This window comes from Lacisediminihabitans sp. H27-G8 (assembly GCF_046156175.1).
Lineage (GTDB): Bacteria > Actinomycetota > Actinomycetes > Actinomycetales > Microbacteriaceae > Lacisediminihabitans.
In genome coordinates, this window is sequence record NZ_JAYLVL010000001.1 from 789,815 (window position 1) to 813,188 (window position 23,374).

The window sequence follows — 23,374 nt, forward strand, 5'->3', positions numbered from 1 at the left end:
CCGGGCGAAGGACGGCCCGCCTGCTGGCCCTTCGCAGCGATGCGCATCGCCTACAGGCAGAGCGTGCCCCACACGCGATTGCCCCGGGCAGCGCGATCATCGAGCGCACTGTAGACCGCTGACCAGCCCGCCTCGAACTGCACCGGGCTGAGCCGGCCGGCGCGGGATTCGGCATCCAGCTGCTCGAGGCGCTCGAGACTGCGACGAAACAGCTCGGGTTGGCCGACTAGCCGGCTCTCCCCTGCCAGGCAGGTCACGATCGCCGACACGACGCGCAGTTCGCTCCGAACCCGCCGAGTGAGCGCACGCGTGGCGACCAGGCCGGCCAGATAGACGACCCCGAGCCCGAGGAGGGCGGCGGGGGATCGAAGATCCGCGAGCACGACCGCGCAGATCAGCGCCACCGCGAATCCCCAGCCGCACCACGACTGGGAGAGGGCCAGCAAGCGCCGTTCCGATTCGTTGGTGCCGGGCGGGAACACGGTGAGCCGGTAGCGACCCCACCCCCTCCGGTTCACGTCCGCGAGATTCGGGAGCTCCACCCGACCCCATGCGTGATGGCTATCGAGGGGGGTTCGTGCGACGCTTCTTGATGGAGAGGGCTTCTTCGGCCCGGATTCCTTGGGCAGGGACTCTGTTGACACAGCCACAGGTCTACGCCCGCTCCCGCGGCCGGCGGGGCATCCTTACGAAACTCCTACGCGATCCTGACGGCGAGGTCGGGCCATTGCGCGCCTTTCGGCACCGCTCAGGCAGTCGGGCCGGATGGCGCAGTGGCCACCCAGCATTCGACGATGCGGTCGCCGCTCTTCCAGGTGTCCGCCGTCGGTTCGTACGTCACCCACACCACTCCAGCGGCATCCGCCGGGTCGCCACAGTGCGCCTGGTCGAAGGCGTTGCGCACCTTCTCGCTGGGGAACGGTGCCCCATCGTCACCCGGCAGGGCGTCCTCCGAGGCTTCCCTCCATTGCGGATCCTTCGCGCAGTCGGCGTAGGTCGCGGAGTCCGAGCTGAACGGGTCGCTGGAGTCGGTGCTCTCCGTGGTGTTCACGCACAGGGCGAAAATCTCCGGCCGGGACTCCGCGTCGCGGACGAATTCGCTGATCTTCGCGGGCAACTTCTCCAACCGGGGGTCCGAGAACGAGCTTCCGTAGGCGATGATCGCGAAATCACAGCGCACCCATCGGGCCCCGGCAGCCCACGCTGCCTCCGAGGGGAGGAAGTAGCCCGGTTCAAGACGGGACTCCTGAAGGGTACTGCTGGGGAGAAAGTGCGCCGAGGCGGCATCACAACTCTCGAAAGCCGCCGAGTCGATGTCATCCCGCACTGAGCCGGTGGAGTCGTCGACCAGTGTGCGCGGCAGCGACTTGGCAAGAACGGGCACGGCATAGGTATAGCTCTGATGGTCCGTTGCGCAGTCGACCGGATGCCCGCTGGTCCAGGTGTAGTCCGAATCGATGGTGGTGAAGTCGGTGTGCCAGCAATCGCCGACCGAGGGCAAGACGCTCGATCCATTCACCTTCTCGGCGACGGTGTTCACCAGCGGCAGGAAGGCGCAACCGGAGAGCAGTCCGGGGATCAACAGCCCCGCGGCCACAACACGAAGGATTCGAGACTGCTTCATTCTGCTGTTTCCCTCACTGGATCCCTGACCGATAGTTGAGAATAACGCAGCCATGGGAGTCTTCGCGTCCCCTCGAACGGGGCGGATCTGCGGGCTTCAGCGAGCCCCGTCCATCGTCAGCTCATCGCGGGAGCGAGAGGCGAATCCGTTTCCCCGGCACGCCAATAGCGGCGCCGCAGCAGCGCCCGCTCGCCGAGGGTCCAGGCGGTCGTCGCCGCGAGATAGATCGTCGCGGCGAGGGGAACGAATGCCGCGAAGGCGATGGTGAGGAACGGCATCCAGCTCAGAACCCGGGCGATCGTGGCAGCCGATTCCGGCGCATCCGGATTCGGCAACACGAGCCGGAGTGCGACTCGCCGGGACAACCACGCGAAGCCGGCCATCAGCACGAACAGCACGAGGTAGACGACGATGCCGGCCGCCCCGGTGGTTGCGAGCTGCACAAAGGTGGTGCCGAGCGGCACTCCGAACAGGCGTTCGGTCAGGAGCGCATTCGGATGCCCATCCACGGTGACGCGGATGAAGAGTGCATAGACGAGAGAGAGCACCGGCGCCTGGGCGAGGGCGGGCAGGATGCCCGCGAATTGCGATGTGTTCTCGGCCTTGTAGAGCGCCGCCGTCTTCTGCTGAAGCAGCAGCGGATCCTTCCTGTGTCGTCGCTGCAGGGCGAGGATCTGCGGGTGAAGGCGACGGCGAGTACCCTCAGCCTTCACCTGCGAGACGCCGACCGGGATGAGCAGCGTGCGCACGATCGCGGTGAGCAGGATGATGGCGACGGTTGCGCTGGCCGCGCCCGCGAGGGGAGAGACGAGGGCCGCGAGACCCTCGACGAGGGAGTAGGCCAGGTCGAGAAGAGTGGCGATGGGGGCAAACGAGAAGAGGTCCACGATGAGAGTCCTTGCAGTCGAAACGGATGGGTGACCGAGTGTGGCCACAAGGCATCCGCTTGCGCGGGGGCTCTGCTAGGTGGCCGGGATCGACTGCGAGGGTGCCCTGGTGCGGGGACGCCCAGGGGTGGTCGGATGCTGCGGGGCAGGCATGCCGAAGGCGACGGAACGCCGCACCTGCGCTCGCGCGCCGACGGTCATCTCGGCGGAGCCCACGAGCACGAGCGAGTAGCCGATGGCTGCTGCACTCGCCACCGTCACAGCGGCGATGCCGAGAACGGTGAGCGAACCGTGGCCGCCATCCGATGCCGCGATGGACACGAGAAGAAGCACCGCGAGTCCGCCCGGAAGCATCGTCGAAAGGGCAGTGAGAAGCCGTGTCGCGATCGCGACAGGCTGTGCCTTCGACGTGCTCATTCGGCAACCGTACCCCGCGGAGCGGCCACAGACCATACTCCGGAGGGCGTACTCACCCCGGCGTGAACGCACCGAAGGCCGGGTCCCACCGCAGTGGGAACCGGCCTTCGGAGTGATCGCATTGCGGTTTCAGTCCGCCAGGATCAGGTAGAGGGCGCGGCGCGCCTCATCCAGCTTTTCGATGGCGGCCGCCCGCTGGGCGTCCGTTGCCGAGTGACGGAACTGCTGGGCGACGCCCATCAGCTTTCCGACGCTCTCGAAGAATGCTCCAGCCTGTTCGGAGCGACCGGGGGTCGCCTCCCAGGCCTTGGCGAAGTCATCCGCGTGCTCGCTGACGTAGGTCTTGCCGGCATCGGTGAGTTCGAATTCGGTCTTCCGACCGTCGCCAACGGAGACGATGAGGTCCTCGTCGACGAGCTGCTGGAGCGTCGGATAGACCGAGCCGGGGCTCGGGCGCCAGGCACCACTGGTCTTGTCGGCGATCGCCTTGATCAGGCCGTAGCCGTTGGACGGGCCCTCGGCCAGCAGGGAGAGGATGACCGAGCGAACATCGCCCTTGCCCGCCCTGCGGGGACCGCGTGGTCCGAATCCCGGCCCGCCGAAACCGGAGCCGAAGCCCGGTCCCCCGAAACCCGGTCCGCCGAAGCCACCGAATCCGGGGCCTCCACCGCGGCCTTCGCCGGAACCGGCGGACTCGTGATTGAACCGAAGCGGGTGATGGTCGGAGGGGTGGAAGTTTCTGTTGTGAATATCGTGATTGCGTTTCATGATCGCATGTCCTTTCGTTCGCCCAGCTACGTGATATCTTGCTGAGCCATCGCAGAGTTTCTGCGATGGGTCAAAGATATATCGTTGACTATCGCGAAGCAAGCCTCATTGCTGTCAATGTGCTGAGTGCGGCGAGATCGAATATTTCCGCGGGCTCATCGAGCGGCGCGAGAGCGGGTCGGCGAAGCGTCCCTCCGGTTGCGAATCGTGGGCAGTCTCGGCCTCGATGCTCCCTTCCCACCCGGTCCGACCAAGCGCTGCGACGAGACGACACCACTTCGCATCGCCTGCACTGCATCCACCGGCACGAGCACACCGAGCGGGTGGGCGATACTGCGCTCGAGCGGCCGTGGCAGGTTATGAGCCGGATAACCGAGGGTCGCGGCTGGTCAGTGACTTTAATGAGGTAGTGACTGCAAGAAGTAATGACTGCAGGCGGCACCGACCGCAGTCGGTTCAGCACTGCAGTCAGTCCGGCACCGCAAATACGGCAGGCCGTCAGCGCGTGGACGCAGGGAAGTTTTTCACGGGATCAGTCCTGAGGGATCCCGCAGGATGACCGATCTCTCACTCGGAGGTCGTCAAAACCGTGAGCACCGGCGGGCCCGCGAGCACGGTGCCCAGGTTCGATGCTCCATCGCCCGCGCGCCAGGCACGGTAGGCGGCATCGGCCTCGAGGGACTCCCACCGCTCGAGCACCACGATGTGCAGCGGGTTCGTCACATCGACGAGCACTTCGACACCCTGGTTGCCGGCAAACGCCCGCGTCGCAGCGAGTACCTCGTGAATCACCGAGTGCGCGACATCAGCCGACTCGGGGGCGATCGAGAGTTCGAGTGTTGCGGTGACGGTCATTTCCGGGGCTCCAGTCTGTTCGGTTCGGGTGCGGTGTCGGCCGTTACTGCTGCGCGCGCTCCAGCACGAGTTCGCGCACGCGGGCGGCATCCGCCGTGCCCTTCATCGCCTTCATCACCGCACCGATCACCGCGCCGGCGGCCTGCACCTTGCCGTCGCGGATCTTCTCGAGCACGTCGGGCTGGGCCGCGAGAGCCTCGTCGATCGCAGCGATGAGCGCACCGTCATCCGACACCACCTTGAGGCCCCGCGATTCGACGACCGCGGCGGGCGAACCCTCGCCGGCGATGACTCCCTCGAGCACCTGGCGCGCCAGCCGGTCGGTGAGTTCGCCGTTTTCGATGAGGGCGATCAGCTCGCTGACATGCAGTGGCGAGACGAGGGACGACGCGTCCACGTCTGCGGCGTTGGCCAGCCGGGCGATCTCGCCGGTCCACCACTTGCGGGCCTGCGCTGCGGAAGCACCCGCGGCCGTGGTCTCCTCGATTTCGACGAGGAGACCGGAGTTCGCGACATCCTGGAACTCCAGGTCGGTGAAGCCCCAGGCCTCCTTGAGCCGACGACGACGAACCGCCGGTGCTTCGGGCAACGCGGCACGCAGTTCCTCGATCAGCTCGAGCGAGGGCTCGACGGGAAGAAGGTCTGGCTCGGGAAAGTAGCGGTAATCGTCGGCGTCGCTCTTGGGCCGGCCGGCGGACGTCACGCCGGTGTCCTCGTGCCAATGCCGGGTCTCCTGGATGATCGTGCCACCGTCGGCGAGGATCGCCGCCTGGCGCTGGATCTCATAGCGGATGGCCCGCTCGACGCTTCGCAGGGAGTTGACATTCTTCGTCTCGGTGCGAGTGCCGAGCGTGCCGGATCCGCGCGGGGACAGCGAGATGTTCGCGTCGCAGCGCAGGTTGCCGCGCTCCATCTTCGCGTCGCTGATCCCGAGGGACCGCACGATGTCGCGGATGGTCGAGACATAGGCCTTTGCGAGCTCCGGGGCATCCCGTTCCGCGCCGTAGATGATGTTGGTGACGATCTCGACCAGGGGCACGCCGGCGCGGTTGTAGTCGACGAGCGAGTACTCCGCACCCTGGATGCGCCCGGTGGCGCCGCCGACGTGGGTGAGCTTGCCGGCATCCTCTTCCATGTGCGCACGCTCGATGGGAATCTGGAAGGTGCGACCATCCTCGAGCTCAACCTCGACGCTGCCATCGAAGGCGATGGGCTCGTCGAACTGGCTGATCTGGTAGTTCTTCGCCAGGTCGGGGTAGAAGTAGTTCTTGCGCGCGAAGCGGCTGGAGGGGCGGATGCTGCAGCCCAGGGCCAGCCCGAGGCTGATCGAGTACTTCACCGCTTGCTCGTTGACCACCGGGAGGCTGCCCGGAAGTCCGAGGTCCACGGGCGTGACGTTCGTGTTGGGCTCGCCACCGAAGAAGTTCGGCGCGTCGCTGAACATCTTGGTCTTCGTGTTCAGTTCGACGTGCACCTCGAAACCGAGCACCGGCTCGAAGAGCTCGATCGCACGGTCATAGTCCATCAGTTCAGCTTTAGCCACCAGACGATTCTACGGGCGTGGCGAGCGGAGGATCTTCGGATGGCGACGGCACGGCGATCGGCTCGGTGTTCGCGCCCGCTTCGAGCATCGTCGCGGCACCCCGCTTCTCGGCGCGGACGAAGGCGATGCCGGCCAGGATGAGCGCTCCCCCGATCAGCTGCAGCACCGTGAGGTCTTCCCCCAGCAGGATCCACGCGTAGAGCGCCGCCGCGATGACCTCGAGCAGGCCGGCGAAGGAAGCCAGCCGGGAGCCGAGCATCTCGGTCGCGGTGATGCTGCTGGCGTAGGCGACCGCCGTGGCGAAGACGCCGACGACGAGCAGAGGCACCCACCAACTCCCCATCGTGCCGAGCAGATGCACGGTCGTGAACGTCGCCGTGAAGGGAACGAGACCGGTGAGGCCCGCGATCCCGAGTACGAGCCCGCCGAGCACGAGTCCACACGCCGCGAGCGCTACCGGCGGAAGACCATCGCTCGGCCGGGCCGCGACCACGTAGTAGATCGCGCACCCTACCGTCGCCAGCGTCGCGAAGCCGAGGCCCAAGAGGTCGAAACCGCCTCCCCCACGCGGCGAGACCACGAGAACGAGACCCGCCACGGCCACGACCGAGCCGATGAGCACGACGGCGGAGGGCATCCGCCGACTGGTCACCCAGACGAACCCGACCAGCAGCAGCGGCGCCATGTATTCGATGAGAATCGCCGTGTTCACGGGAATCCGTTGCAGGGCGGCGAAGTAGACCAGCTGGGTGCCGGCCACGCCGATGAGCCCCATCGCCACGATGCGCCACCGGGCGCGCCAGAGCGTTGACCACCTGCCTCGGAGCGAGAACAGGGCGAGCGGCGCGAGCACGAGTCCGCCGATGAGCGCCCTCGCCGTCACCGCGGCCGCGGGACTCCAACCCGCCTCCAGAAGGGGCTTGATGAAGGCGCCCGACATGCCGAAGGTCGCGGCGGCGATCACGGCGATGACCAGGCCGAGCGAGGTGGACGAAGGCTTCATTCTGCTGACGGTAGTCTGGTCAAAAGTAAGGAGTCAAATTGCTTTTTGCCCCTGACACCGTGGAGACACTCGAATTCACCGTCGCCTTGGCGAACACTCATCCGCTTGCCTCCCGCAGCGGGTCGGACGAGCTCACCACGATCGGTGATCTCGACGCGATTCTCGCCCGTTTCCGGTACTCCGGCCGCATCGATCACGACGAGGCGGAGCGCGCACAGGTCGCGCTCACGCGGCAGCGATTGCGGAAGATCTGGGACCTCGGGCGGGACGGTGCCGTCACCGAGGTGAACGCGATGCTGGCGGAAGCGGGCGCCCTCCCCCAGCTCACCCGGCACGACGACTCCGGGTGGCACTGGCACGCGACGGCGGCTGATGCGCCCCTCGCGGAGCGGATGCGGGTCGAGGTGGCGCTCGCCCTGGCCGATGTCATCCGTATGGACGCGATGGACAGGCTCCGCACCTGCGACGCACCGGACTGCTCCGGGGTGCTCGTGGACCTCTCCCGCAATGGGTCGAAACGGTACTGCAGCGTGCGCTGCGGCAACCGGATGAACATGGTCGCCTTCCGCGAGCGCGCCGCCGACGACGTGCCGGCGGTCGATGAGCTCACTCACGGACGCACCGGCGGCACGGTTTCGATGGGATTTCGAGCCGATGGCGCTTGACCCCGCGGATGGTGCCGCCGGGCACAGCTAACGCGTGGCCAGCTCCGGTGCCTGGCTGATCAGCGTGCGACCCCAGCTGTCTTCGAGCAGGGCCTCGATGACGGCACCGTGCTCGTAGAGCCGGGCATCCGCGCGTGCCGGTGCCATGAGCTGGAGGCCGGTGGGCAATCCATCCTCCGGAGCAAGCCCCATCGGTAGCCCCATACCCGGGATGCCCGCGAGGTTCGCCGGGATCGTGGTCACGTCGTTGAGATACATGGCAAGCGGATCGTCGATCTTTTCGCCGATCCGGAACGCGGTGGTCGGCGCTGCCGGGCTGATCAGGATGTCCGCCTTCTCGAAGGCCGCGGCGAAGTCGCGCTGGATGAGCGTGCGCACCTTCTGCGCGCTGCCGTAGTAGGCGTCGTAATAGCCCGCGCTGAGCGCGTAGGTGCCGAGGATGATGCGTCGCTTGACCTCCGGACCGAAACCGGCCTCACGGGTCGCGGCCATCACATCCTCGACCGTCCCTCCCTCCACAGGGTTCACTCGGAGTCCGAATCGCACAGAATCGAACTTCGCGAGGTTGCTGGAGGCCTCCGCCGGCAGGATCAGGTAGTAAGCGGCGACGGCGTACTCGAAGTTCGGTGCGCTGACCTCGACGATCTCTGCTCCGTTGGAGGCGAGCAGATCGAGGGTCTCGTGGAAGCGCTGGCTGACCCCGGCCTGGAAGCCGGGCGCGTCGAGCTCCTTCACCACGCCGACACGCACACCGTTCAGGTTGCGCTTCAGCTGTCCGGCCTTCGCCGCCGCGGCAAAACTCGGCCATTCGTCCCGCAGGGAGGTGGAATCTCGTGGATCGTGACCACCGATCACGTCGTGCAACAACGCGGCGTCGAGAACCGTACGGGAGACGGGACCCACCTGGTCGAGAGAGCTCGCGAGTGCGATCGCGCCATACCTGCTCACCCCGCCATAGGTGGGCTTGACCCCGACGGATCCGGTGACCGCTGCGGGTTGGCGGATCGAGCCACCCGTGTCCGAGCCGAGTGCGAGCGGTGCTTCGAACGCCGCTACCGCTGCCGCGCTTCCTCCGCCCGATCCGCCGGGGATGCGATCCAGATCCCAGGGGTTGTGGGTCACGCCGTACGCCGAGAACTCGGTCGACGATCCCATGGCGAATTCGTCCATGTTCGTCTTGCCGAGCGGCACGAGGAAGGCTTCGCGAAGCTTGCGCACCACCGTGGCGTCATAGGGAGGGATCCAGCCCTCGAGTATCTTGCTTCCCGCGGTGGAGGGCATGTCCAGGGTGCAGAGCACGTCCTTGATGGCGATCGGGATACCGGCGAGCGGCGGAAGCTGGTCACCGCTGCGGCGCAGCACATCGACACCCTCCGCGGTGTCGATGGCGTCCTTCGAGACATGGAGGAAGGCGTGCACATCGCCATCGACCGCGGCGATGCGGTCGAGGTGCGCCCTGGTCACCTCGACGCTCGAGACCTCGCGCGCCTGGAGGAGTTCGCTGAGCGAGGCCGCGCTGAGGCGGGTGAGATCGGCGGTGCCGTCGACATGGGACATTACTGCTCCTCCCCCAGGATTGCAGAGACCTTGAATCGGCTTCCGTCGTGCTCGGGGGCGCCGCTGAGCGCTTCCTCCTGCGAGAGCGTGTCGCCGATCACGTCGGGGCGGAACACGTTGGTGAGGGGAATCGGATGACTCGTGGCCGGAACATCCGCCGTTGCCACCTCGGAAACCTTCGCGATGGAGTCGATGATCACGCCCAGTTCACCGGTGAGCTTCTCGATCTCGGCGGGTGTGAGCGCGATGCGGGCGAGGTTTGCGAGGTGAGCGACCTGATCGGTGGTGATACGGCCGTCGGGCTCAGCAGGATTTTCAGACATGGAACTCCGTGCGTTGGATCGCTTGGGGGGGACACCCGATTCTATTCGCACGCGCGTGAGCGCCGATCCGATCCGGCTGTCGGGCGTCGCTCAGCGACCGTCGGCGAGCGTGCGGGTCGCATCCTCCGGCGAGCCGGAGGAGACCAGCGCGCCCTGATCGAGTCCGATCAGCGCAAGGTTGCGCATCGCCGTGGTGCCGGTGTCGAAGTACCCGAGGTGGCCAACCGCGGCGGCGAGCGGCTTGTGCGTTATCGGATCGGTCTCGGCCGCGACATCCATCTTTCTCGCGCCGAAGCTGGGCGCGCCGGGGTCGCTGCCGTAGAAGGCGGTGTTCACGATCGGGTCCCAGGCCGCTTCGCCGACGAAGACGTTGCCCTTGGTCACCGCAAGGGCCGAAGCCGACTGAGCGGCAGACCCGGGGGAACCGATGATGGCGAGCGCATCGACGGACATGCCGCCCTTCGCGAGTTCCATCATCGCCGCGGTGGATCCGTAGGAGTGTGTCACCAGGCTGACAAACGGTGGGGTGTCCGCTCGTGCCGCGCGGAGTCCCTGGATGGCGTGGCCGAGAAAACTAGCGCCGCTCTGCGCTCGATCGAGCGAGGCGATGTCGAGCACCCCCGGTGTCTGGTAGCCGATCCAGGCCACCGTGGCTGCGGTCTTGCCGGTGAGCGCAGGATCGGTGGTCGACAGCGTTTTCAACCAACCGGACTGCTGCGACTGCAGGTCTTGCGCGATCACGGTCCAGTCGTACATCTGCCCCTGCACGGTGAAGAACATGCCGGGCACGAGATAGCTCACGTAGTCCGCGGTGCCGAGGTCGCCCACCACCACGGCCGCTCGCACCTCACCTGCAGTGTCGAGCGTGAGAAGCTGTCGTTTCGGTTCGCCGCTCGTGCGCTGCACGGTCTTCTTCACCTGCTCCAGGATGTCGAGGTGGTGGCGTTTCTCGACGAGCTTCGCACGCCCCGCACCAGACGCGATCGATGCCTCGAGCTCGGCGACGGAGCGGGTGAGGGTGAGGCGGTTTGCCCGGTCACGCACCGCGAAAGGTACCCCGTCCAGATTGCCGACCACCTCGGGCGCCTCCGTCGAGAGGGTCTTCTTTCCCGAACTCGGCAGCGATCCCCACCAGGCCGCAACCGAACTGGCTCGCGGCGGACTCACCAGCAGTCTCTGCACCGCCGAGGGGTTGCGGGAAACGAAGGCCGCGACATCGGACCCGGACAGCACCGTCAGTCGGTCGAGGGTCTCGCTGCCGCTGCTGCGGGGAAGAAGCGAGGGGTCGACAGGCGTGGAGTGGGCGCTCGCTTGAGTCACATCCGAAGGCCGGGGGCCGCCGTAGGAAAGCACGCCCGCTCCAGAGCCGACCGGGGCGAAGAGCCCTCCGAACAGCGATTGATCCTGCGTCGAGGGATCGACCGACACCACGATCGCCGAGATCTGGCGGCTGATTTCGTGTACGCCGAAGGCCTCTGCCACCCCACCGAGCGCGCCGGAAGGCGAGAGGACTGCTGCGACGTCGAACAGCAAAAGGTTTGTATCCAATCGTTGGATCCGGCATTCGGGGGAACACCGTGAGCAACGGGAATCTGTTTCTACCCCCAATAGTAGGGTCGAATATGCCTCTGACCTAGGTTTTTGCTGGCCGGCACCAGATCGTCACGCGGTGTTTACACGCGAGACTAGCTCGGGAATCAGCTGTTAAGCGCCTCCGGGCCCAATTCGAGGAGTAGGGCGAACTGCGCTGCATCGATGATGCGAAGGCCGAATTCCTCAGCTTTTGTCAATTTCGAACCTGCTCCTGGGCCCGCTGCAACGAAGTCCGTCTTCTTCGAGACGCTCGACGCGGCCTTGCCGCCGGCCGCGATGATCGCTTCGAGTGCCCCCTCTCGCGTGAACCCCTCCAGGCTCCCGGTCGCGACGACGGTGATGCCGGAGAGTGGCCCTCCAGCGGCAACCGCCGCGCCCGGGCCGGCATGACCGGGAATGCTCAACCGCACGCCGGCATCCGCCCACCGGTCGATGATCTCGACATGCCAATCGATGGAGAACCAGTCGATCAGGGCGTCGGCGATGATGCCCCCCACTCCGTCCACCGCGGCGAGCTCCTCCCGGCTCGCCGCCCGGATCGCGGCGATGGAACCGAAATAGGCGGCCAGTGCACGGGCGGCGACCGGCCCGACATGGCGGATGCTCAGCGCCACGAGGATGCGCCACAGGTCCTTGGTCTTCGCGAGTTCCAGCTCGGACAGCAACTTCTCGGCGGCCGACGATGGCACGGAGTCCTCGTCGCCGGCGAAATCGGTCGCACGGGGATCGAATGCGGGGTCGGCCCCTTTCCCCGATTTCTTGCGCCTCTTGCGATAGGGCGTCTCGGTGCGCTCCGATCCGTCGGGATCGAGTTTGACGAGCCCGGTCTCGTGGTCCCGCACACGAACGGTGATCGGAAAGATGTCGCGGAGCGTGAGGGAGAACAGCCCGGCCTCGGTGACCAGCGGCGGATCGACGGGCACATCGGGCTGGGTCAAAGCGGAGGCGCCGACCTCGCCGAGGCCTTCGATATCGAGCGCACCCCGGCTGCCGACGTGCTCGACACGACCGCGAACCTGGGCGGGGCAACTGCGGGCGTTGGGGCACCGGAGGTCGACATCTCCCTCCTTCGCTGGAGCGAGCAGGGTTCCGCACTCCGGGCAGTTCGTCGGCATCACGAATTCCCGCTCGGTACCGTCGCGAAGTTCGACGACCGGGCCGAGCACTTCGGGAATCACATCGCCGGCCTTGCGCAGCACCACAGTGTCACCGATGAGCACCCCCTTGGCCTTGACGACATCCTGGTTGTGCAAGGTGGCCTGGCGCACCTCGCTGCCCGCCACCCGCACCTTCTCCATGACGGCGAAGGGGGTGACCCGGCCGGTGCGCCCGACACTCACCACAATGTCCAGGAGCTTGGTGTTGACCTGCTCCGGCGGATATTTGTACGCGATCGCCCATCGGGGCGCCCGGCTCGTCGCACCGAGCTCGTCGTGAAGCTCGAGTTCATCGACTTTGATCACGATGCCGTCGATCTCGTGCTCGACGCTGCCGCGGTGCTCGCCGAAATACTCGATGAACTCCGCAGCATCCGACGCGGACTTCACCACCCGGAAGTGCGTGCTGGTCGGCAGGCCCCACTCCGCGAGGAGTCCGTAGGTGGCCGACTGGGAGTCAACGGGCGGATTCGCCCACGCACCGATGCCGTGCACGAGCATGCTCAGGCGACCGAGCCGCTTCTGCATCCGCTCGAGTTGCACGGCAGTCTTGTTCTCTGCGACCTGGCGAAGACTGCCGGATGCCGCGTTTCGCGCGTTCGCGAATACCCGCTCCCCCGCGGCGACCTGATCGGCGTTGAGCTGCTCGAAGATCTCGGACTCGAAGAAGACCTCGCCGCGCACCTCGACGACCGGCGGATGCCCGGTGCCGGCGAGCTTCGTCGGTATCACCTTCACGAACGCGATGTTCTCGGTCACGTCTTCACCGACCACACCGTCGCCGCGCGTCGCTGCGGTCACGAGCACACCGTTTTCGTAGCGAAGGTTGATGGCGAGTCCATCGATCTTGAGCTCGCACAGATAGTCGATGTGCCGGCCGGCGTTGCGCTCGACCTTTGCGGCCCACTCGGCGAACTCCTCGAGCGAGAACACGTTGTCGAGGCTCAGCATCCGCTCGGCGTGCCGCACCGGGGCGAAGAGCGTCGAATCGGCGCGACCACCGACGGTCTGGGTCGGAGAGTCCTGGCTCTGCAGCTCGGGGAACAGGCGCTCCAGCTTTTCGAGCCGATGCAGCATCCGGTCGTATTCCTCGTCAGCCACGAGAACTTCGTCGCGCTCGTAGTACGCGTCGCGCAGCTCCAGCACGCGCGCCGTCAGCTCTCCGGCCTCCTCCCCGGCCTGTTCGAGGGTGAGGTCTTCCGCGGTGTCATTCTCCAGGTTCGCCACCGCTTCAGCTTAGGTTCGACCGCCGACCTCCCGCACTCCCGGTGCCGCCGCCTGCCCGAGCACGGGGCATCCGTCCCCCGAGTGGTGCGCATCATTCAGGAAGGTATGAGACGGATGATGCGGGAGACCCCTGGTGGGAACCCTCCAGTCACTCCTGACCCGTCAGCCCCACACCTTCCTGAATGATGAAAGGCAAAAAAGGGAGATCAGCGTGCGGGCAGCGGAACCGCGGAGACCGTGCGGTCGATGGTGCACTGCCCCAGGACGCGGGTGCCGAGGTAGAGCACGGCGGTCTGGCCGGGCGCGACACCGTTGAGGGGAACATCCGGGCGGATGATGATCTCGCCATCCAGAAGCACGGCGACCGCGGGCACCGGGTCGGCGTGGGCACGGATCTGCACGTGGCAGGCGAACTCCGTGGACGGGTCGGCGGGTGGGAGCCCCGCCCAGCTGAACTTGGATCCGGCCACCTCGGCGAGATCGAGAGCCTCCTTCGGACCCACGACAACGGTGTTGCTCGATGGCCTCACCTCGAGCACGAACCGGGGACGACCGTCCGGTGACGGGACTCCGAGGTGCAGGCCCTTGCGCTGGCCGACGGTGAAGGCCGCCGCCCCCTCGTGACTGCCAACGACGGATCCATCCCGCTCCAGGATGACTCCTGCTTCGGCCCCCACCCGATCCGCGAGCCAGCCGCGGGTGTCGCCGTCGGGGATGAAACAGATGTCATGGCTGTCGGGCTTCGTCGCGACGCTGAAGCCGCGCTCGGCGGCCTCCGCGCGGACTTCCGCTTTCGAGGGGGTCGCGCCGAGCGGGAACATACTGTGCGCGAGCTGCTCCGCCGTGAGCACCCCGAGCACGTAGGACTGGTCCTTCGCCCACGCCGCGGCCCGGTGCAGTTCGCGATTGCCGTCGTCGTCGGTGAGGATCGTGGCGTAGTGCCCGGTGGCGACCGCATCGAAACCCAGGTCGAGGGCCTTCTCGAGCAGGGCCGCGAACTTGATGCGCTCGTTGCAGCGCATGCAGGGGTTGGGGGTGCGCCCGGCCGAGTATTCGGCCACAAAGTCGTCCACGACATCGAGAGCGAAACGCTCCGAGAAGTCCCACACGTAGTAGGGGATACCGATGATGTTGGCCGCCCGCTGGGCATCCATCGAGTCCTCGATGGTGCAGCATCCGCGGGCTCCCGTGCGCAGCGTGCCGGGCATGCGGCTGAGAGCCAGATGCACGCCGACCACCTCGTGGCCGGCCTCGACGGCGCGCGCGGCCGCAACGGCGGAATCCACTCCGCCACTCATCGCCGCCAATACCTTCATGACTTCCAGTGTAGGCGCGGGTTTCGCGGCACCCTCTCGCGCGTTCCTCCTGCGCGGGCGTCGGGCACCCCGAAGAAGGCGAGATCGGCAAGTGGGCACGCTGCAAGTGGCCCGTGTGCCGAGATTCGGGCGACCGGTGTCAGCCGGGCAGGTCCGGGCTGGCCAGTTGCAGTTGGATCACCGACTGCCCGGAGACTCTGGGGTCCCCACTCAGCTGCAGCAGCCACGAGATGTTCGGCTTGCGATTGCTCGACAGCGTCACGATGTGCACTCCCGTCGCATCATCGGATGACTGTCGCTCGGTCCATCCCGAGGCTTCGATCTTCTGTACCATCGCCTTCGAGATGGCGACCGGATCGTTGGAGGCGTCGAGCGAGATGATCCGCAGCACTCCGTAGTACGACCCGGAGGATGCTGTCGCCGGCACGAGCTGGTCGGTGTTGTCCACGTGCACGACGATCGACGCGGGTAACAGTGCCACGATGGCATCCGCGAGCCGCACGGTCTCCGACTTCGCTGCCTCGCCGGTGAAGTCGTCGGGGAACACCGATGTGAGAGCCGGATCCGCCGGAACACTCTCGGTCGGGCTCGGAGTGGGTGCCGGAGACGCGGTGCAGCCGGTAATCGCGAGCATCAGTACGAGGAATGCGGCAGCGATCGCCGAGGATGTGCGCCTAGGCATCGACACTGTCGACCCGCGCCGCGACATCCCGGTCATTGAGGCCCGCTCGCGTCGCGCGCGCCACGGCCCCGGGCAATGCCAGCAGGAACGCGTCGACGTCGGCCTCTGTCGTGGTGTGCCCGACGGTGATGCGCAGTGCGCCGCGGGCTTCCGCCTCGGTGAGCCCCATGCCGAGCAGCACGTGGGATGCCTCGGGGATTCCGGCGCGGCAGGCCGATCCGGTGCTCACCGACACGCCGGCGGCATCCAGGAGGAAGAGAAGGGAATCGCCCTCACAGCCGGGAAAGGTGAAGTGGGCGTTGTTGTCGAGGCGCGCACCGGGATCGGGGTCGCCGCGCAGCACGGCCGACGGCACGGCCGCCCGGACTCCGGCGACGAGGCGGTCCCGGAGCGACGCGAACGAGGCCACCGGATGCTGCGCCGCCACCCCGAACGAGATCGCGGCAGGCACGTCCTGGGTGCCTGACCGCACATCGCGCTGCTGCCCTCCCCCGTGGATGAGCGGAACGACAACGGCGGAACGGTCGAGAACGAGGGCTCCCATGCCCAACGGGCCGCCGATCTTGTGCGCCGAGACCGACAGTGCCGCGAGACCGGTGGCGGCGAAGTCGATCGGCACGTGACGGTAGGCGGAGATCGCGTCGGAATGCACCGGCACATCGTGGCGGGCGGCGAGCGCGGTGATCTCGGCGATCGGTTGCACGGTGCCCACCTCGTTGTTGGCCCAGAGCAGGGTCACCAGGGCTACGTCGTCATGTTGCTCGAGCAGCTCAGAGAGGGCGTCCACCCGCACGCGGCCCAGTTCGTCGATCGGCACCCAGTCGATGATCGCGCCCTCGTAACGCTCCAGCCATTCGACGGTGTCGATGGTGGCATGGTGCTCGCCGCGCGGCACGAGGATCCTGGGACGGGTGCCGCTCGCGTTCCGCGCCCAGTACAGCCCCTTCACGGCGAGGTTCACCGACTCCGTTCCGCCGGAGGTGAAGACGACCTCGATCGGGTCACAACCCAGGGATTCCGCGACGCGCTCCCGGGCCTCCTCCAGCATCCGCTTGGCATTCTGGCCCTGGGAGTGGATGGACGACGGGTTGCCGACGATGCCGAGAGCCTCGGTGTACGCGGCGATCGCCTCGGGAAGCATCGGGGTGGTGGCGGCATGGTCGAGATACACGGGCACGGATGACACCTCCAGTTGCGCACACGCCGTAACCTGCACGACTCACGGAGTCTCTACTCTAGAACGCATGCCTGTGACCGATCCGACCGTCGACTCGCCGATTTCGACGGTTGCGCCCCTCTCAGATCCGCTTCGCGACCTCGGTGTCCGGGCGACCTCCACCGGCGGCGTGCTGCGGGTCTGGTCGGCCAGTGCCACCGCCATCGAGCTCTGCATCTTCGGAAACAAGGACCCGAACTGGGTCGCCGAGAGCATCCAGTTGCAGAAGGATGACGGCGACGTCTGGTGGGGCACCTCGCCCAACCTGGTGGCCGGCACTCGATATTCCCTGCGGGCGACCGGACCGACCGGACCGACCCACCGCTTCGATCCCGCCGTGCACCTCATCGACCCCTACGCCCGCGGCCTTGCCCGCACGGCATCCGGGGACTGGCGCTCGTACGTGCAAGACGACGATTTCGACTGGAACGGCACGACCAAACCCCAGGTGCCGCTCGACCACACCGTGCTGTACGAAGCGCACGCCCGGGGCATCTCGAAGCTCAACCCGGCCGTGCCGGAGGAGCTTCGTGGCACCTATGCGGGGCTTGCCCACGACACGGCCATCAGCTATCTCAAGGACCTCGGCGTCACGACGATCCAACTGCTGCCCGTGCACCAGTTCGTGAGCGAACAGCGGCTCATCAAACAGGGCCTCAGCAACTACTGGGGCTACAACACCCTCAACTTCTTCACTCCCCACGCGCAGTACGCCTCGCGCGAGGCACAGTTCGGTGGCACCGGCGCGGTGTTGCGGGAGTTCAAAGGCATGGTGAAACTGCTTCACGAAGCCGGCCTCGAGGTCGTGCTCGACGTGGTCTACAACCACACCGCCGAGGAAGGCAAGGAGGGGCCGACCACGTCCCTTCGTGGCCTCGACAATGCCTCCTATTATCGGCAGGACTCCAGGGGCAACTACATCGACGTGACCGGATGCGGCAACACCGTGAACTTCGCCCAACCCGCCGCCCAGCGGCTCGTGCTCGATTCGCTGCGGTACTGGGCCAACGAAGTACAGATCGACGGCTTCCGGTTCGACCTCGCCGCAACCCTCGGTCGTGACGAACGGGTGGAGTTCGATCCGCATCATCCGCTCATCGAGGCCATCGTCACCGACCCGGAGCTGCGGGGCGTGAAGATGATCGCGGAACCCTGGGACGTGGGGATGGGCGGCTGGCAGGTCGGCAATTTCCCCGAACCGTGGTCGGAGTGGAACGACGACTACCGTGACCGCACCCGCAACTTCTGGCTGACCGACATCGGAGCGGCACGGGCCGAGGGGGTTGCCCCGATCGGGATCGGCCAGCTCGCGTCGAAGCTCTCCGGCTCGAAGGGGGTCTTCTCCCAGGAGCGCGGCCCGCTCGCCTCCGTCAACTTCGTCACCGCGCACGACGGTTTCACCCTCGCGGACCTCACCGCCTACAACCAGAAGCACAATCTGGGCAATGGCGAGAACAACCGCGACGGCACGGACAACAACCATTCGTTCAACTACGGGGTGGAGGGCCCGACCCACGACGCGACGATCCTCTCGGCGCGCGAGAAGGCGATCCGCAACCTGCTCGGCACCCTGCTGCTCTCGGCTGGCCTGCCGATGATCACGGCCGGTGACGAATTCGGTCGCAGCCAGCGGGGGAACAACAACGCCTACTGTCATGACAGTGAGCTGACGTGGCTGCCCTGGGAGCGTGAGGACTGGCAGGATGAGCTGCTGCTGGTCTCCCAGAAGCTGCTGGGGCTGCGCCGGGCGAACCCGGCGCTGCGCCCGATCCGCTTCGGAATCTTCGGAGAGACCGTGCCATCGGCCACCCAGATGGACTGGTTCAACAAAGAGGGACTCTCGATGTCGATCGAGGACTGGGATTCACCCAAGGAACGCACCCTGCAGTACCTGGCGGCATCCACTCCCGAGTTCGAGGAGTTCAACCGCATCCTGCTCATCGTGCACGGACTGGAAGCTCCGGAGACGGTCTGCCTGCCCCTGCACGAGGGCGTGGAATCCTATGAGCTGCTCTGGAACAGTGCGGATGACGACGCCGAGGCCGAGACCCACGCCCCCGGCTCGGAGTTGACACTGGCCCCCGCCTCGATGCAGTTGTTCCTCGCACACTCGTCGTGACCGCGACCCCCGCGACCTCGGCGCTTTCGGCTCTCGGGATCGCCTTCATCGAGCACGAATACGCGCACGATTCCGCCAACACCTCCTTCGGACTCGAGGCTGCGGCCGTGCTCGGAATCGAGCCGGAACGGGTCTTCAAGACGCTGCTTGCGGATGTCGATGGCAGCCTTGCCGTTGCGATCGTGCCGGTCTCCGGCAGACTCGATCTCAAGGCTCTCGCCAGCGCGCTCGGGGGCAAGAAGGCGGCAATGGCGGACCCCGCTCTGGCCGAGAGGCGCACCGGCTACGTGGTCGGCGGCATCAGTCCGATCGGTCAGAAGACCGCGGTGCGCACAGTGCTCGACGAGACCGCAGAGCTGTTCGACACCATTTTCGTCTCCGGTGGTCGCCGCGGATTCGACCTCGAGCTCGCACCGGAGGACCTGGTGCGGGCGACGGCAGCTCGACTCGCGCCCATCGCCCGCGACTGAGTCACGGCGCGCTGGGCGGCGAGGATGCCGTGCGGCGGGCTCTCCGGCGCTTCTGCCGACGCGCTGAGGCGATCGCCGTCGCCACCGTATAGGCCGCATAGGCGAAGAGCAGCCCGGCGACGACCGGTACGATCCAGGTCCTGTTCTCCCCGTTGACAGCATTATTGACATAGCCGAAGTAGGGAAGCGAATACCAGACCCGCCCCCTCACCTGGTCGGCGAGGATCTCCCCCGGATCGGGCTGGCTGTTGTTGTCGCCCTTGAACTGGAAGGTGCGGGTGCCGTTCGAATCGTTGTGGATGGCGATAATGCGATGGGTGATGACGCCGGGCTTGCCCGAGACGATCTGGTAGGTCGCGACATCCCCGATTCTCAGCTCGTCGGTCTTCACCGGCACGTCGACGATCAGAGTTCCCGGGGGAAAGCCCGGAATCATCGAGCTGGTGAGGACCGTGAGCGGGATGCCCCCGGCCAGCTTCGGGATGACGACGACCAGGGCCGCGAGCGCCAGCACGAGGATGAGGACGGCACCGCTCAGCGCGAGGCCGAGGTAATGGCCGAGGCCCTTCTCCCTGTCGGCACGACGCGGGCCCGAGCGGGGTCGCCGCGGCGGATCGCCCGCGGCGGATTCACCGTCTGGGTTCGAGTGGTCAGTCATCCTCTGATTGTCGCCGACGACGGGCCACAATCAGGAACATTCCCACTCCGAGCAGCAGACCGCCAGCCGCGATCAGAGGCACGGGCAGGGAGCCACCCGTGAAGGCGACAGTGCGAAAGCTGCCGGTGTTGGCGAGCAGGGTGCCGTCGTCGCGGCACGCCGATCCGGAGAAGGCGCCCGCCGCGGCATCCCGCATTGCGACCATCAGGTCGAGGGATGCCCGGTCCGATTGAGCAACGCTGGCGGTGAGATCGGCCATGGTGAAGGTCAGCGTGAGCTTCACGGTGTCTCCCGCGGCGATGGACGCTGCGCTGCTCACCACGTCACAGGGCGAGAGGGTCGACAGAGCCTGGGATACCGGTGTCGAGCCGGGCACCGAATCGAGCGAGCTGAGACTCACTCCCTCGGCGAACACCGTCGAGGTGGACACGAGGTTTCGGATACTCACCCGCAGCGCGGAGGCCGAGCCGGAGGGATTGCGGATGTAGAGCGAGCGACTCACGGACTGCCCCGGAACGAGCATCCCGGCCCCGTCGAAGAGCCCGCCGTCGAGGGTCGGAGCGAAGGTGACGCCGTCACGACTCACCAACACGCCGTCCGCAGCAGCGGATGCTGGGGCAACCGTTCCCCCGAGCACGAGGGCGGATGCGACGGCGACCATCGCCGCGACGGCTGCGATTCGCGAGCGCATCACGGCACCTGCGTCAGCGTGAAGGTCTGGGTCGCGGTGCCATCGCAGGTGTACTGCTGCACCTGGGTCCCGGCGGTGTTGCTCTTGAGGGCCAGGCACTTTCCGCTGTTGACGCTGGTGACGTGCACCTTTCCGTTGCCCTCGGAGGTGATGGTCCAGAGTTGGTTGTTGTTGCCGGACCAGTTCCAGGTGATTGCCGACGAGCCATCGGTCGTGCTCGCTCCGCTGATATCCCAGACGAGATTCGGAGTCGCGGTGGAGAAGATCTTGTAGTCCGCGCCGGAGACGTTCACAAACTGCCAGGTCTGGCTTCGACCGGTCTGACAGGCCAGCGTCACGAGATTGTTGCCGTTAGCCCCGGGTGAGACTCCCCCGTCGACGCAGAGGTTTGCCGAGGTGAACTTGACCTGGTAGTTGACCGAGGTGTCGAAGGCCGTCGTGGTCACACTCCGGGAGGAGGATGCCGCCGAGACGTTACCCGCCGCATCCCGGGCCTTCACCGTGTACGAATACCTCGTGCCGCCGGTGAGTCCCGTGTCGGTGAAAGAGACGGTCGGTGCCGCGACAGAGCCCAGGAGCGTGCCACCCCGGTAGACGTCGTAGCTCGCGACGGCCACGTTGTCGGTCGAGGCCGCCCAGGTGAGGGTCGTCTTTGCCGCGGAAGTCGCGGACGCTGCGGGTCGTCCCGGCGTGGTCGGCGCGACGGTATCGGCTACCGTCTGGGTCGCCGTAGCGGAAGAACTGCCGTTCCACGAACCCTGGGAGTAGGAGAGAGTCACGGTCGGAATCGACGCGGGTCCTACGGTCGTAGCATAGGTCGCGGGGATCGTGGTTCGCACACAGAAGATGTCGACGGCGCCGACGGCAACGGAATCTGTCGTCGAGAGCCCGGTGGAGAGCACTGCGCTGCCCGACTGGGTTCCCACGGCGGAGGTCGCGGTGCACTGTGAGGCGGTCGTGACGAGCCAGCCGCTGAGCGTGGTCGCGTTCGAGAGTCCGTTCGCGGCAGCCTTCACCTCGACGGTGTAGTCCGCCGGCACGGTACCGGAGTTGGTGACGGGCATGGCGGCGGTATGGGAGAGCACCGAGGGCGAATAGATCGCGCTGAGGTTGGCGACATCCGTCGGCGCGATGGTGACGGACAGGGTGCCGGCCGAAACGGTGCCGCCGAGCGACGATGACGCAGAGGTCCACACGGCTGCCGCGATGCCGGTGCTGGCGAGAACGAGGAATGCCGTGAGCCCCGCAATGATCGCACCCCGGGGAACCCGGATGCGCGCCGCGCGACGTGAAGAGCCTGGCGTACTCAATTCTGGATCCCGTCGATGGTGGCAGTGAAGTTCAGTGCGCTCTGCCCCTGAGTGGAGTTGGCCGGCGAACCCGAGAACTTCACGGAGACACAGAGAACCGACGACTGGCCGACGGGGAGTGCTGTTCCGATGGTAGCAACCGAGGGGGCAGCGAAGGTGCTGTAGACCCACGCGGATGTCACGGTCCCCGCGCTGCAGTTCGCCGCGGTCGATGCGGTGGCGAATCCGAAGCTGAGTGCCTGCGTGAAGGGGGTGGAGGTCGGCACGGCGAGGCCGCTGGTGCGGAGGGTGAGAGGGATCGTTCCCGTGTTAGTCAGTACGGCCGAACCGTAGAGCACCGCGCCCGGGTACATCGCCGTCGTGGGCATCGCAAGGGCTGTCGAAACCGTGAGGTCAGCAGATCCGGCGGAGATCGCCCCGTTGGATGCCGTGGCCTGCGACTTGTTCCACTGGGCGTAGGTGCCACCGGTGGCGACACCGGCGAGGCCGATGGCGAGGATGAGGGCGAAGGTCGTCGTGACCATCGAGCGCACCGAGAACAGGGTGCGGATGCTGCGGCGGGCGACATGTCGTCCCCCACGGGAAGGGGCGGTGCCGGTGAGAGTAGTCATCAGTGGCACCGCCCTTTCCGAATGTTGTGAATGTGAGGAGTGAATACGGCCGAGGCCACTCGCACAGGTGCCCACCTTCGGGTGGTGGGCACCTGCGCGGGTCTGACTAGTTCTGGGTGAGAGTGACCGTCAGGTTGTTGAGGTTCACCGAGCCGAGCTTGGCGTCGTTCTCGGCGCCGGCGGTGGTGGACTTCGGGAAGGTGATGGTCGCCGTGACGGTGACCGGGGAGGACGCGATGCCGGCGGTTCCGGGGGTGACCGTGTAGGTCGGGCCGGCTCCGGTGATGGCCGAGCCGGTAGCACCGAGAACGGTGTTCGCGGTGAGGTAGCCGGCGAGAGCGGTGTCGGCTGCTGCAGTGGTGGCTCCCGTGATCGAAGCCGTTCCGAGTCCGAGGGTCGCGACCAGGTTGTTGCCCGATGCGGTGACGTTCACGGTCTTGGTGAACTTGAGCACGTCACCGGGGACGGCCTTGAAGGTTGCGAGGGTGATCGTGGTTCCGTTCGCGGTCCAGGTGCCGGCGGTGCCGGAGTCGGCGACGAGCAGGTTGCCCGCGACGATGTTTCCGCCGGTGACCGTCGCGCTCGAGTTCCAGAGGGCGAAGGTGCCTGCACCGCCGAGGAGGAGGGCGACACCAGCTGCGCCGGCGATTGCACCTTTGAAGAGCTTGTTCATTTTCGTTCC

General features: G+C 66.7%; 23 protein-coding genes. 3 read left to right on the forward strand and 20 right to left on the reverse strand.

Annotation, left to right across the window (positions count from 1 at the left end; genetic code table 11):
* Window positions 1-50: 50 nt before the first annotated feature.
* From VLI63_RS03805 to VLI63_RS03840, 8 genes are all read right to left on the reverse strand, one after another.
* Entirely contained in the window at window positions 51-650 is a 600-nt protein-coding gene (locus VLI63_RS03805) for a DUF6611 family protein (RefSeq protein ID WP_409155581.1), read from the reverse strand.
* Between the two features lie 98 nt (window positions 651-748).
* Window positions 749-1,624, reverse strand: coding sequence for a septum formation family protein (locus VLI63_RS03810; RefSeq protein WP_409155582.1), 876 nt, complete (start codon window positions 1,622-1,624; stop codon window positions 749-751).
* Between the two features lie 116 nt (window positions 1,625-1,740).
* A complete protein-coding gene (locus VLI63_RS03815) occupies window positions 1,741-2,511 on the reverse strand; it encodes a YidC/Oxa1 family membrane protein insertase (protein WP_409155583.1) in 771 nt (256 codons plus the stop codon).
* A gap of 75 nt (window positions 2,512-2,586) precedes the next feature.
* Complete coding sequence (locus VLI63_RS03820) at window positions 2,587-2,928, reverse strand: hypothetical protein (RefSeq protein ID WP_409155584.1); 342 nt, start codon at window positions 2,926-2,928, stop codon at window positions 2,587-2,589.
* A gap of 129 nt (window positions 2,929-3,057) precedes the next feature.
* Window positions 3,058-3,696 carry a PadR family transcriptional regulator gene (locus VLI63_RS03825; protein ID WP_409155585.1) on the reverse strand — a complete coding sequence of 213 codons (639 nt, stop codon included), beginning with the start codon at window positions 3,694-3,696 and terminating at the stop codon, window positions 3,058-3,060.
* Window positions 3,697-4,263: 567 nt separating this feature from the next.
* Window positions 4,264-4,551 (reverse strand): putative quinol monooxygenase, encoded by a 288-nt coding sequence (locus tag VLI63_RS03830; RefSeq protein WP_409155586.1) that lies wholly within the window; start codon window positions 4,549-4,551, stop codon window positions 4,264-4,266.
* A 43-nt stretch (window positions 4,552-4,594) separates the two neighbouring features.
* Window positions 4,595-6,094, reverse strand: a complete 1,500-nt coding sequence (gatB, locus tag VLI63_RS03835; RefSeq protein ID WP_409155587.1) for an Asp-tRNA(Asn)/Glu-tRNA(Gln) amidotransferase subunit GatB — start codon at window positions 6,092-6,094, stop codon at window positions 4,595-4,597.
* The gene (locus VLI63_RS03840) at window positions 6,087-7,097 is read right to left on the reverse strand and encodes a DMT family transporter (protein ID WP_409155588.1); all 1,011 of its coding nucleotides are present in this window, start codon (window positions 7,095-7,097) and stop codon (window positions 6,087-6,089) included. Before VLI63_RS03840 ends, gatB begins: the two co-directional genes overlap by 8 nt.
* A 38-nt stretch (window positions 7,098-7,135) precedes the next feature.
* Between VLI63_RS03840 and VLI63_RS03845 the strand changes: the two genes are divergently transcribed.
* Window positions 7,136-7,762, forward strand: a complete 627-nt coding sequence (locus VLI63_RS03845) for a CGNR zinc finger domain-containing protein (RefSeq protein ID WP_409155589.1) — start codon at window positions 7,136-7,138, stop codon at window positions 7,760-7,762.
* A 27-nt stretch (window positions 7,763-7,789) separates the two neighbouring features.
* On the opposite strand, the gene gatA is transcribed toward VLI63_RS03845, so the two are convergent.
* From gatA to VLI63_RS03880, 7 genes are all read right to left on the reverse strand, one after another.
* Window positions 7,790-9,319 (reverse strand): Asp-tRNA(Asn)/Glu-tRNA(Gln) amidotransferase subunit GatA, encoded by a 1,530-nt coding sequence (gene gatA / locus VLI63_RS03850; protein WP_409155590.1) that lies wholly within the window; start codon window positions 9,317-9,319, stop codon window positions 7,790-7,792.
* A complete protein-coding gene (gene gatC, locus VLI63_RS03855) occupies window positions 9,319-9,642 on the reverse strand; it encodes an Asp-tRNA(Asn)/Glu-tRNA(Gln) amidotransferase subunit GatC (protein ID WP_354574813.1) in 324 nt (107 codons plus the stop codon). The genes gatA and gatC overlap by 1 nt, the downstream gene beginning before the upstream one ends.
* A gap of 90 nt (window positions 9,643-9,732) precedes the next feature.
* The gene (locus VLI63_RS03860) at window positions 9,733-11,190 is read right to left on the reverse strand and encodes an alpha/beta hydrolase (protein ID WP_409155591.1); all 1,458 of its coding nucleotides are present in this window, start codon (window positions 11,188-11,190) and stop codon (window positions 9,733-9,735) included.
* Window positions 11,191-11,339: 149 nt separating this feature from the next.
* Window positions 11,340-13,619, reverse strand: coding sequence for an NAD-dependent DNA ligase LigA (gene ligA, locus VLI63_RS03865; protein WP_409155592.1), 2,280 nt, complete (start codon window positions 13,617-13,619; stop codon window positions 11,340-11,342).
* Between the two features lie 206 nt (window positions 13,620-13,825).
* Window positions 13,826-14,935, reverse strand: a complete 1,110-nt coding sequence (mnmA, locus tag VLI63_RS03870; RefSeq protein ID WP_409155593.1) for a tRNA 2-thiouridine(34) synthase MnmA — start codon at window positions 14,933-14,935, stop codon at window positions 13,826-13,828.
* A 139-nt stretch (window positions 14,936-15,074) separates the two neighbouring features.
* The gene (locus tag VLI63_RS03875; protein ID WP_409155594.1) at window positions 15,075-15,617 is read right to left on the reverse strand and encodes a hypothetical protein; all 543 of its coding nucleotides are present in this window, start codon (window positions 15,615-15,617) and stop codon (window positions 15,075-15,077) included.
* Window positions 15,610-16,794, reverse strand: coding sequence for a cysteine desulfurase family protein (locus VLI63_RS03880; protein ID WP_409155595.1), 1,185 nt, complete (start codon window positions 16,792-16,794; stop codon window positions 15,610-15,612). Before VLI63_RS03880 ends, VLI63_RS03875 begins: the two co-directional genes overlap by 8 nt.
* Before the next feature lie 67 nt (window positions 16,795-16,861).
* On the opposite strand from VLI63_RS03880, the gene glgX reads away from it, so the two are divergent.
* The gene (gene glgX, locus VLI63_RS03885) at window positions 16,862-18,952 is read left to right on the forward strand and encodes a glycogen debranching protein GlgX (protein WP_409155596.1); all 2,091 of its coding nucleotides are present in this window, start codon (window positions 16,862-16,864) and stop codon (window positions 18,950-18,952) included.
* Window positions 18,949-19,422: a Cys-tRNA(Pro) deacylase gene (gene ybaK / locus VLI63_RS03890; RefSeq protein ID WP_409155597.1), complete on the forward strand. Its 474-nt coding sequence runs from the start codon at window positions 18,949-18,951 to the stop codon at window positions 19,420-19,422. The genes glgX and ybaK overlap by 4 nt, the downstream gene beginning before the upstream one ends.
* A 1-nt stretch (window position 19,423) precedes the next feature.
* On the opposite strand, the gene VLI63_RS03895 is transcribed toward ybaK, so the two are convergent.
* From VLI63_RS03895 to VLI63_RS03915, 5 genes are all read right to left on the reverse strand, one after another.
* Window positions 19,424-20,080: a signal peptidase I gene (locus VLI63_RS03895; RefSeq protein ID WP_409155598.1), complete on the reverse strand. Its 657-nt coding sequence runs from the start codon at window positions 20,078-20,080 to the stop codon at window positions 19,424-19,426.
* Complete coding sequence (locus tag VLI63_RS03900; protein WP_409155599.1) at window positions 20,073-20,771, reverse strand: hypothetical protein; 699 nt, start codon at window positions 20,769-20,771, stop codon at window positions 20,073-20,075. The genes VLI63_RS03895 and VLI63_RS03900 overlap by 8 nt, the downstream gene beginning before the upstream one ends.
* Window positions 20,771-22,081 carry an RICIN domain-containing protein gene (locus VLI63_RS03905; RefSeq protein WP_409155600.1) on the reverse strand — a complete coding sequence of 437 codons (1,311 nt, stop codon included), beginning with the start codon at window positions 22,079-22,081 and terminating at the stop codon, window positions 20,771-20,773. The genes VLI63_RS03900 and VLI63_RS03905 overlap by 1 nt, the downstream gene beginning before the upstream one ends.
* A complete protein-coding gene (locus VLI63_RS03910; RefSeq protein ID WP_409155601.1) occupies window positions 22,078-22,692 on the reverse strand; it encodes a hypothetical protein in 615 nt (204 codons plus the stop codon). Before VLI63_RS03910 ends, VLI63_RS03905 begins: the two co-directional genes overlap by 4 nt.
* Before the next feature lie 106 nt (window positions 22,693-22,798).
* On the reverse strand, window positions 22,799-23,365 hold the full coding sequence (locus VLI63_RS03915; protein WP_409155602.1) for an alternate-type signal peptide domain-containing protein: 567 nt from the start codon (window positions 23,363-23,365) through the stop codon (window positions 22,799-22,801).
* Between the last annotated feature and the right edge of the window lie 9 nt (window positions 23,366-23,374).

What these genes read in the sequence shown, in the direction of transcription:
- gatA (WP_409155590.1), bottom strand. Translation starts at nt 9,319, where the DNA reads ATGTCCCATGTCGACGGCACCGCCGATCTCACCCGCCTCAGCGCGGCC.
- VLI63_RS03910 (WP_409155601.1), bottom strand. Translation starts at nt 22,692, where the DNA reads ATGACTACTCTCACCGGCACCGCCCCTTCCCGTGGGGGACGACATGTC.
- mnmA (WP_409155593.1), bottom strand. Translation starts at nt 14,935, where the DNA reads ATGAAGGTATTGGCGGCGATGAGTGGCGGAGTGGATTCCGCCGTTGCG.
- glgX (WP_409155596.1), top strand. Translation starts at nt 16,862, where the DNA reads ATGCCTGTGACCGATCCGACCGTCGACTCGCCGATTTCGACGGTTGCG.
- VLI63_RS03900 (WP_409155599.1), bottom strand. Translation starts at nt 20,771, where the DNA reads ATGCGCTCGCGAATCGCAGCCGTCGCGGCGATGGTCGCCGTCGCATCC.
- VLI63_RS03840 (WP_409155588.1), bottom strand. Translation starts at nt 7,097, where the DNA reads ATGAAGCCTTCGTCCACCTCGCTCGGCCTGGTCATCGCCGTGATCGCC.
- VLI63_RS03875 (WP_409155594.1), bottom strand. Translation starts at nt 15,617, where the DNA reads ATGCCTAGGCGCACATCCTCGGCGATCGCTGCCGCATTCCTCGTACTG.
- VLI63_RS03830 (WP_409155586.1), bottom strand. Translation starts at nt 4,551, where the DNA reads ATGACCGTCACCGCAACACTCGAACTCTCGATCGCCCCCGAGTCGGCT.
- VLI63_RS03915 (WP_409155602.1), bottom strand. Translation starts at nt 23,365, where the DNA reads ATGAACAAGCTCTTCAAAGGTGCAATCGCCGGCGCAGCTGGTGTCGCC.
- VLI63_RS03810 (WP_409155582.1), bottom strand. Translation starts at nt 1,624, where the DNA reads ATGAAGCAGTCTCGAATCCTTCGTGTTGTGGCCGCGGGGCTGTTGATC.
- VLI63_RS03825 (WP_409155585.1), bottom strand. Translation starts at nt 3,696, where the DNA reads ATGAAACGCAATCACGATATTCACAACAGAAACTTCCACCCCTCCGAC.
- VLI63_RS03820 (WP_409155584.1), bottom strand. Translation starts at nt 2,928, where the DNA reads ATGAGCACGTCGAAGGCACAGCCTGTCGCGATCGCGACACGGCTTCTC.
- gatC (WP_354574813.1), bottom strand. Translation starts at nt 9,642, where the DNA reads ATGTCTGAAAATCCTGCTGAGCCCGACGGCCGTATCACCACCGATCAG.
- VLI63_RS03895 (WP_409155598.1), bottom strand. Translation starts at nt 20,080, where the DNA reads ATGACTGACCACTCGAACCCAGACGGTGAATCCGCCGCGGGCGATCCG.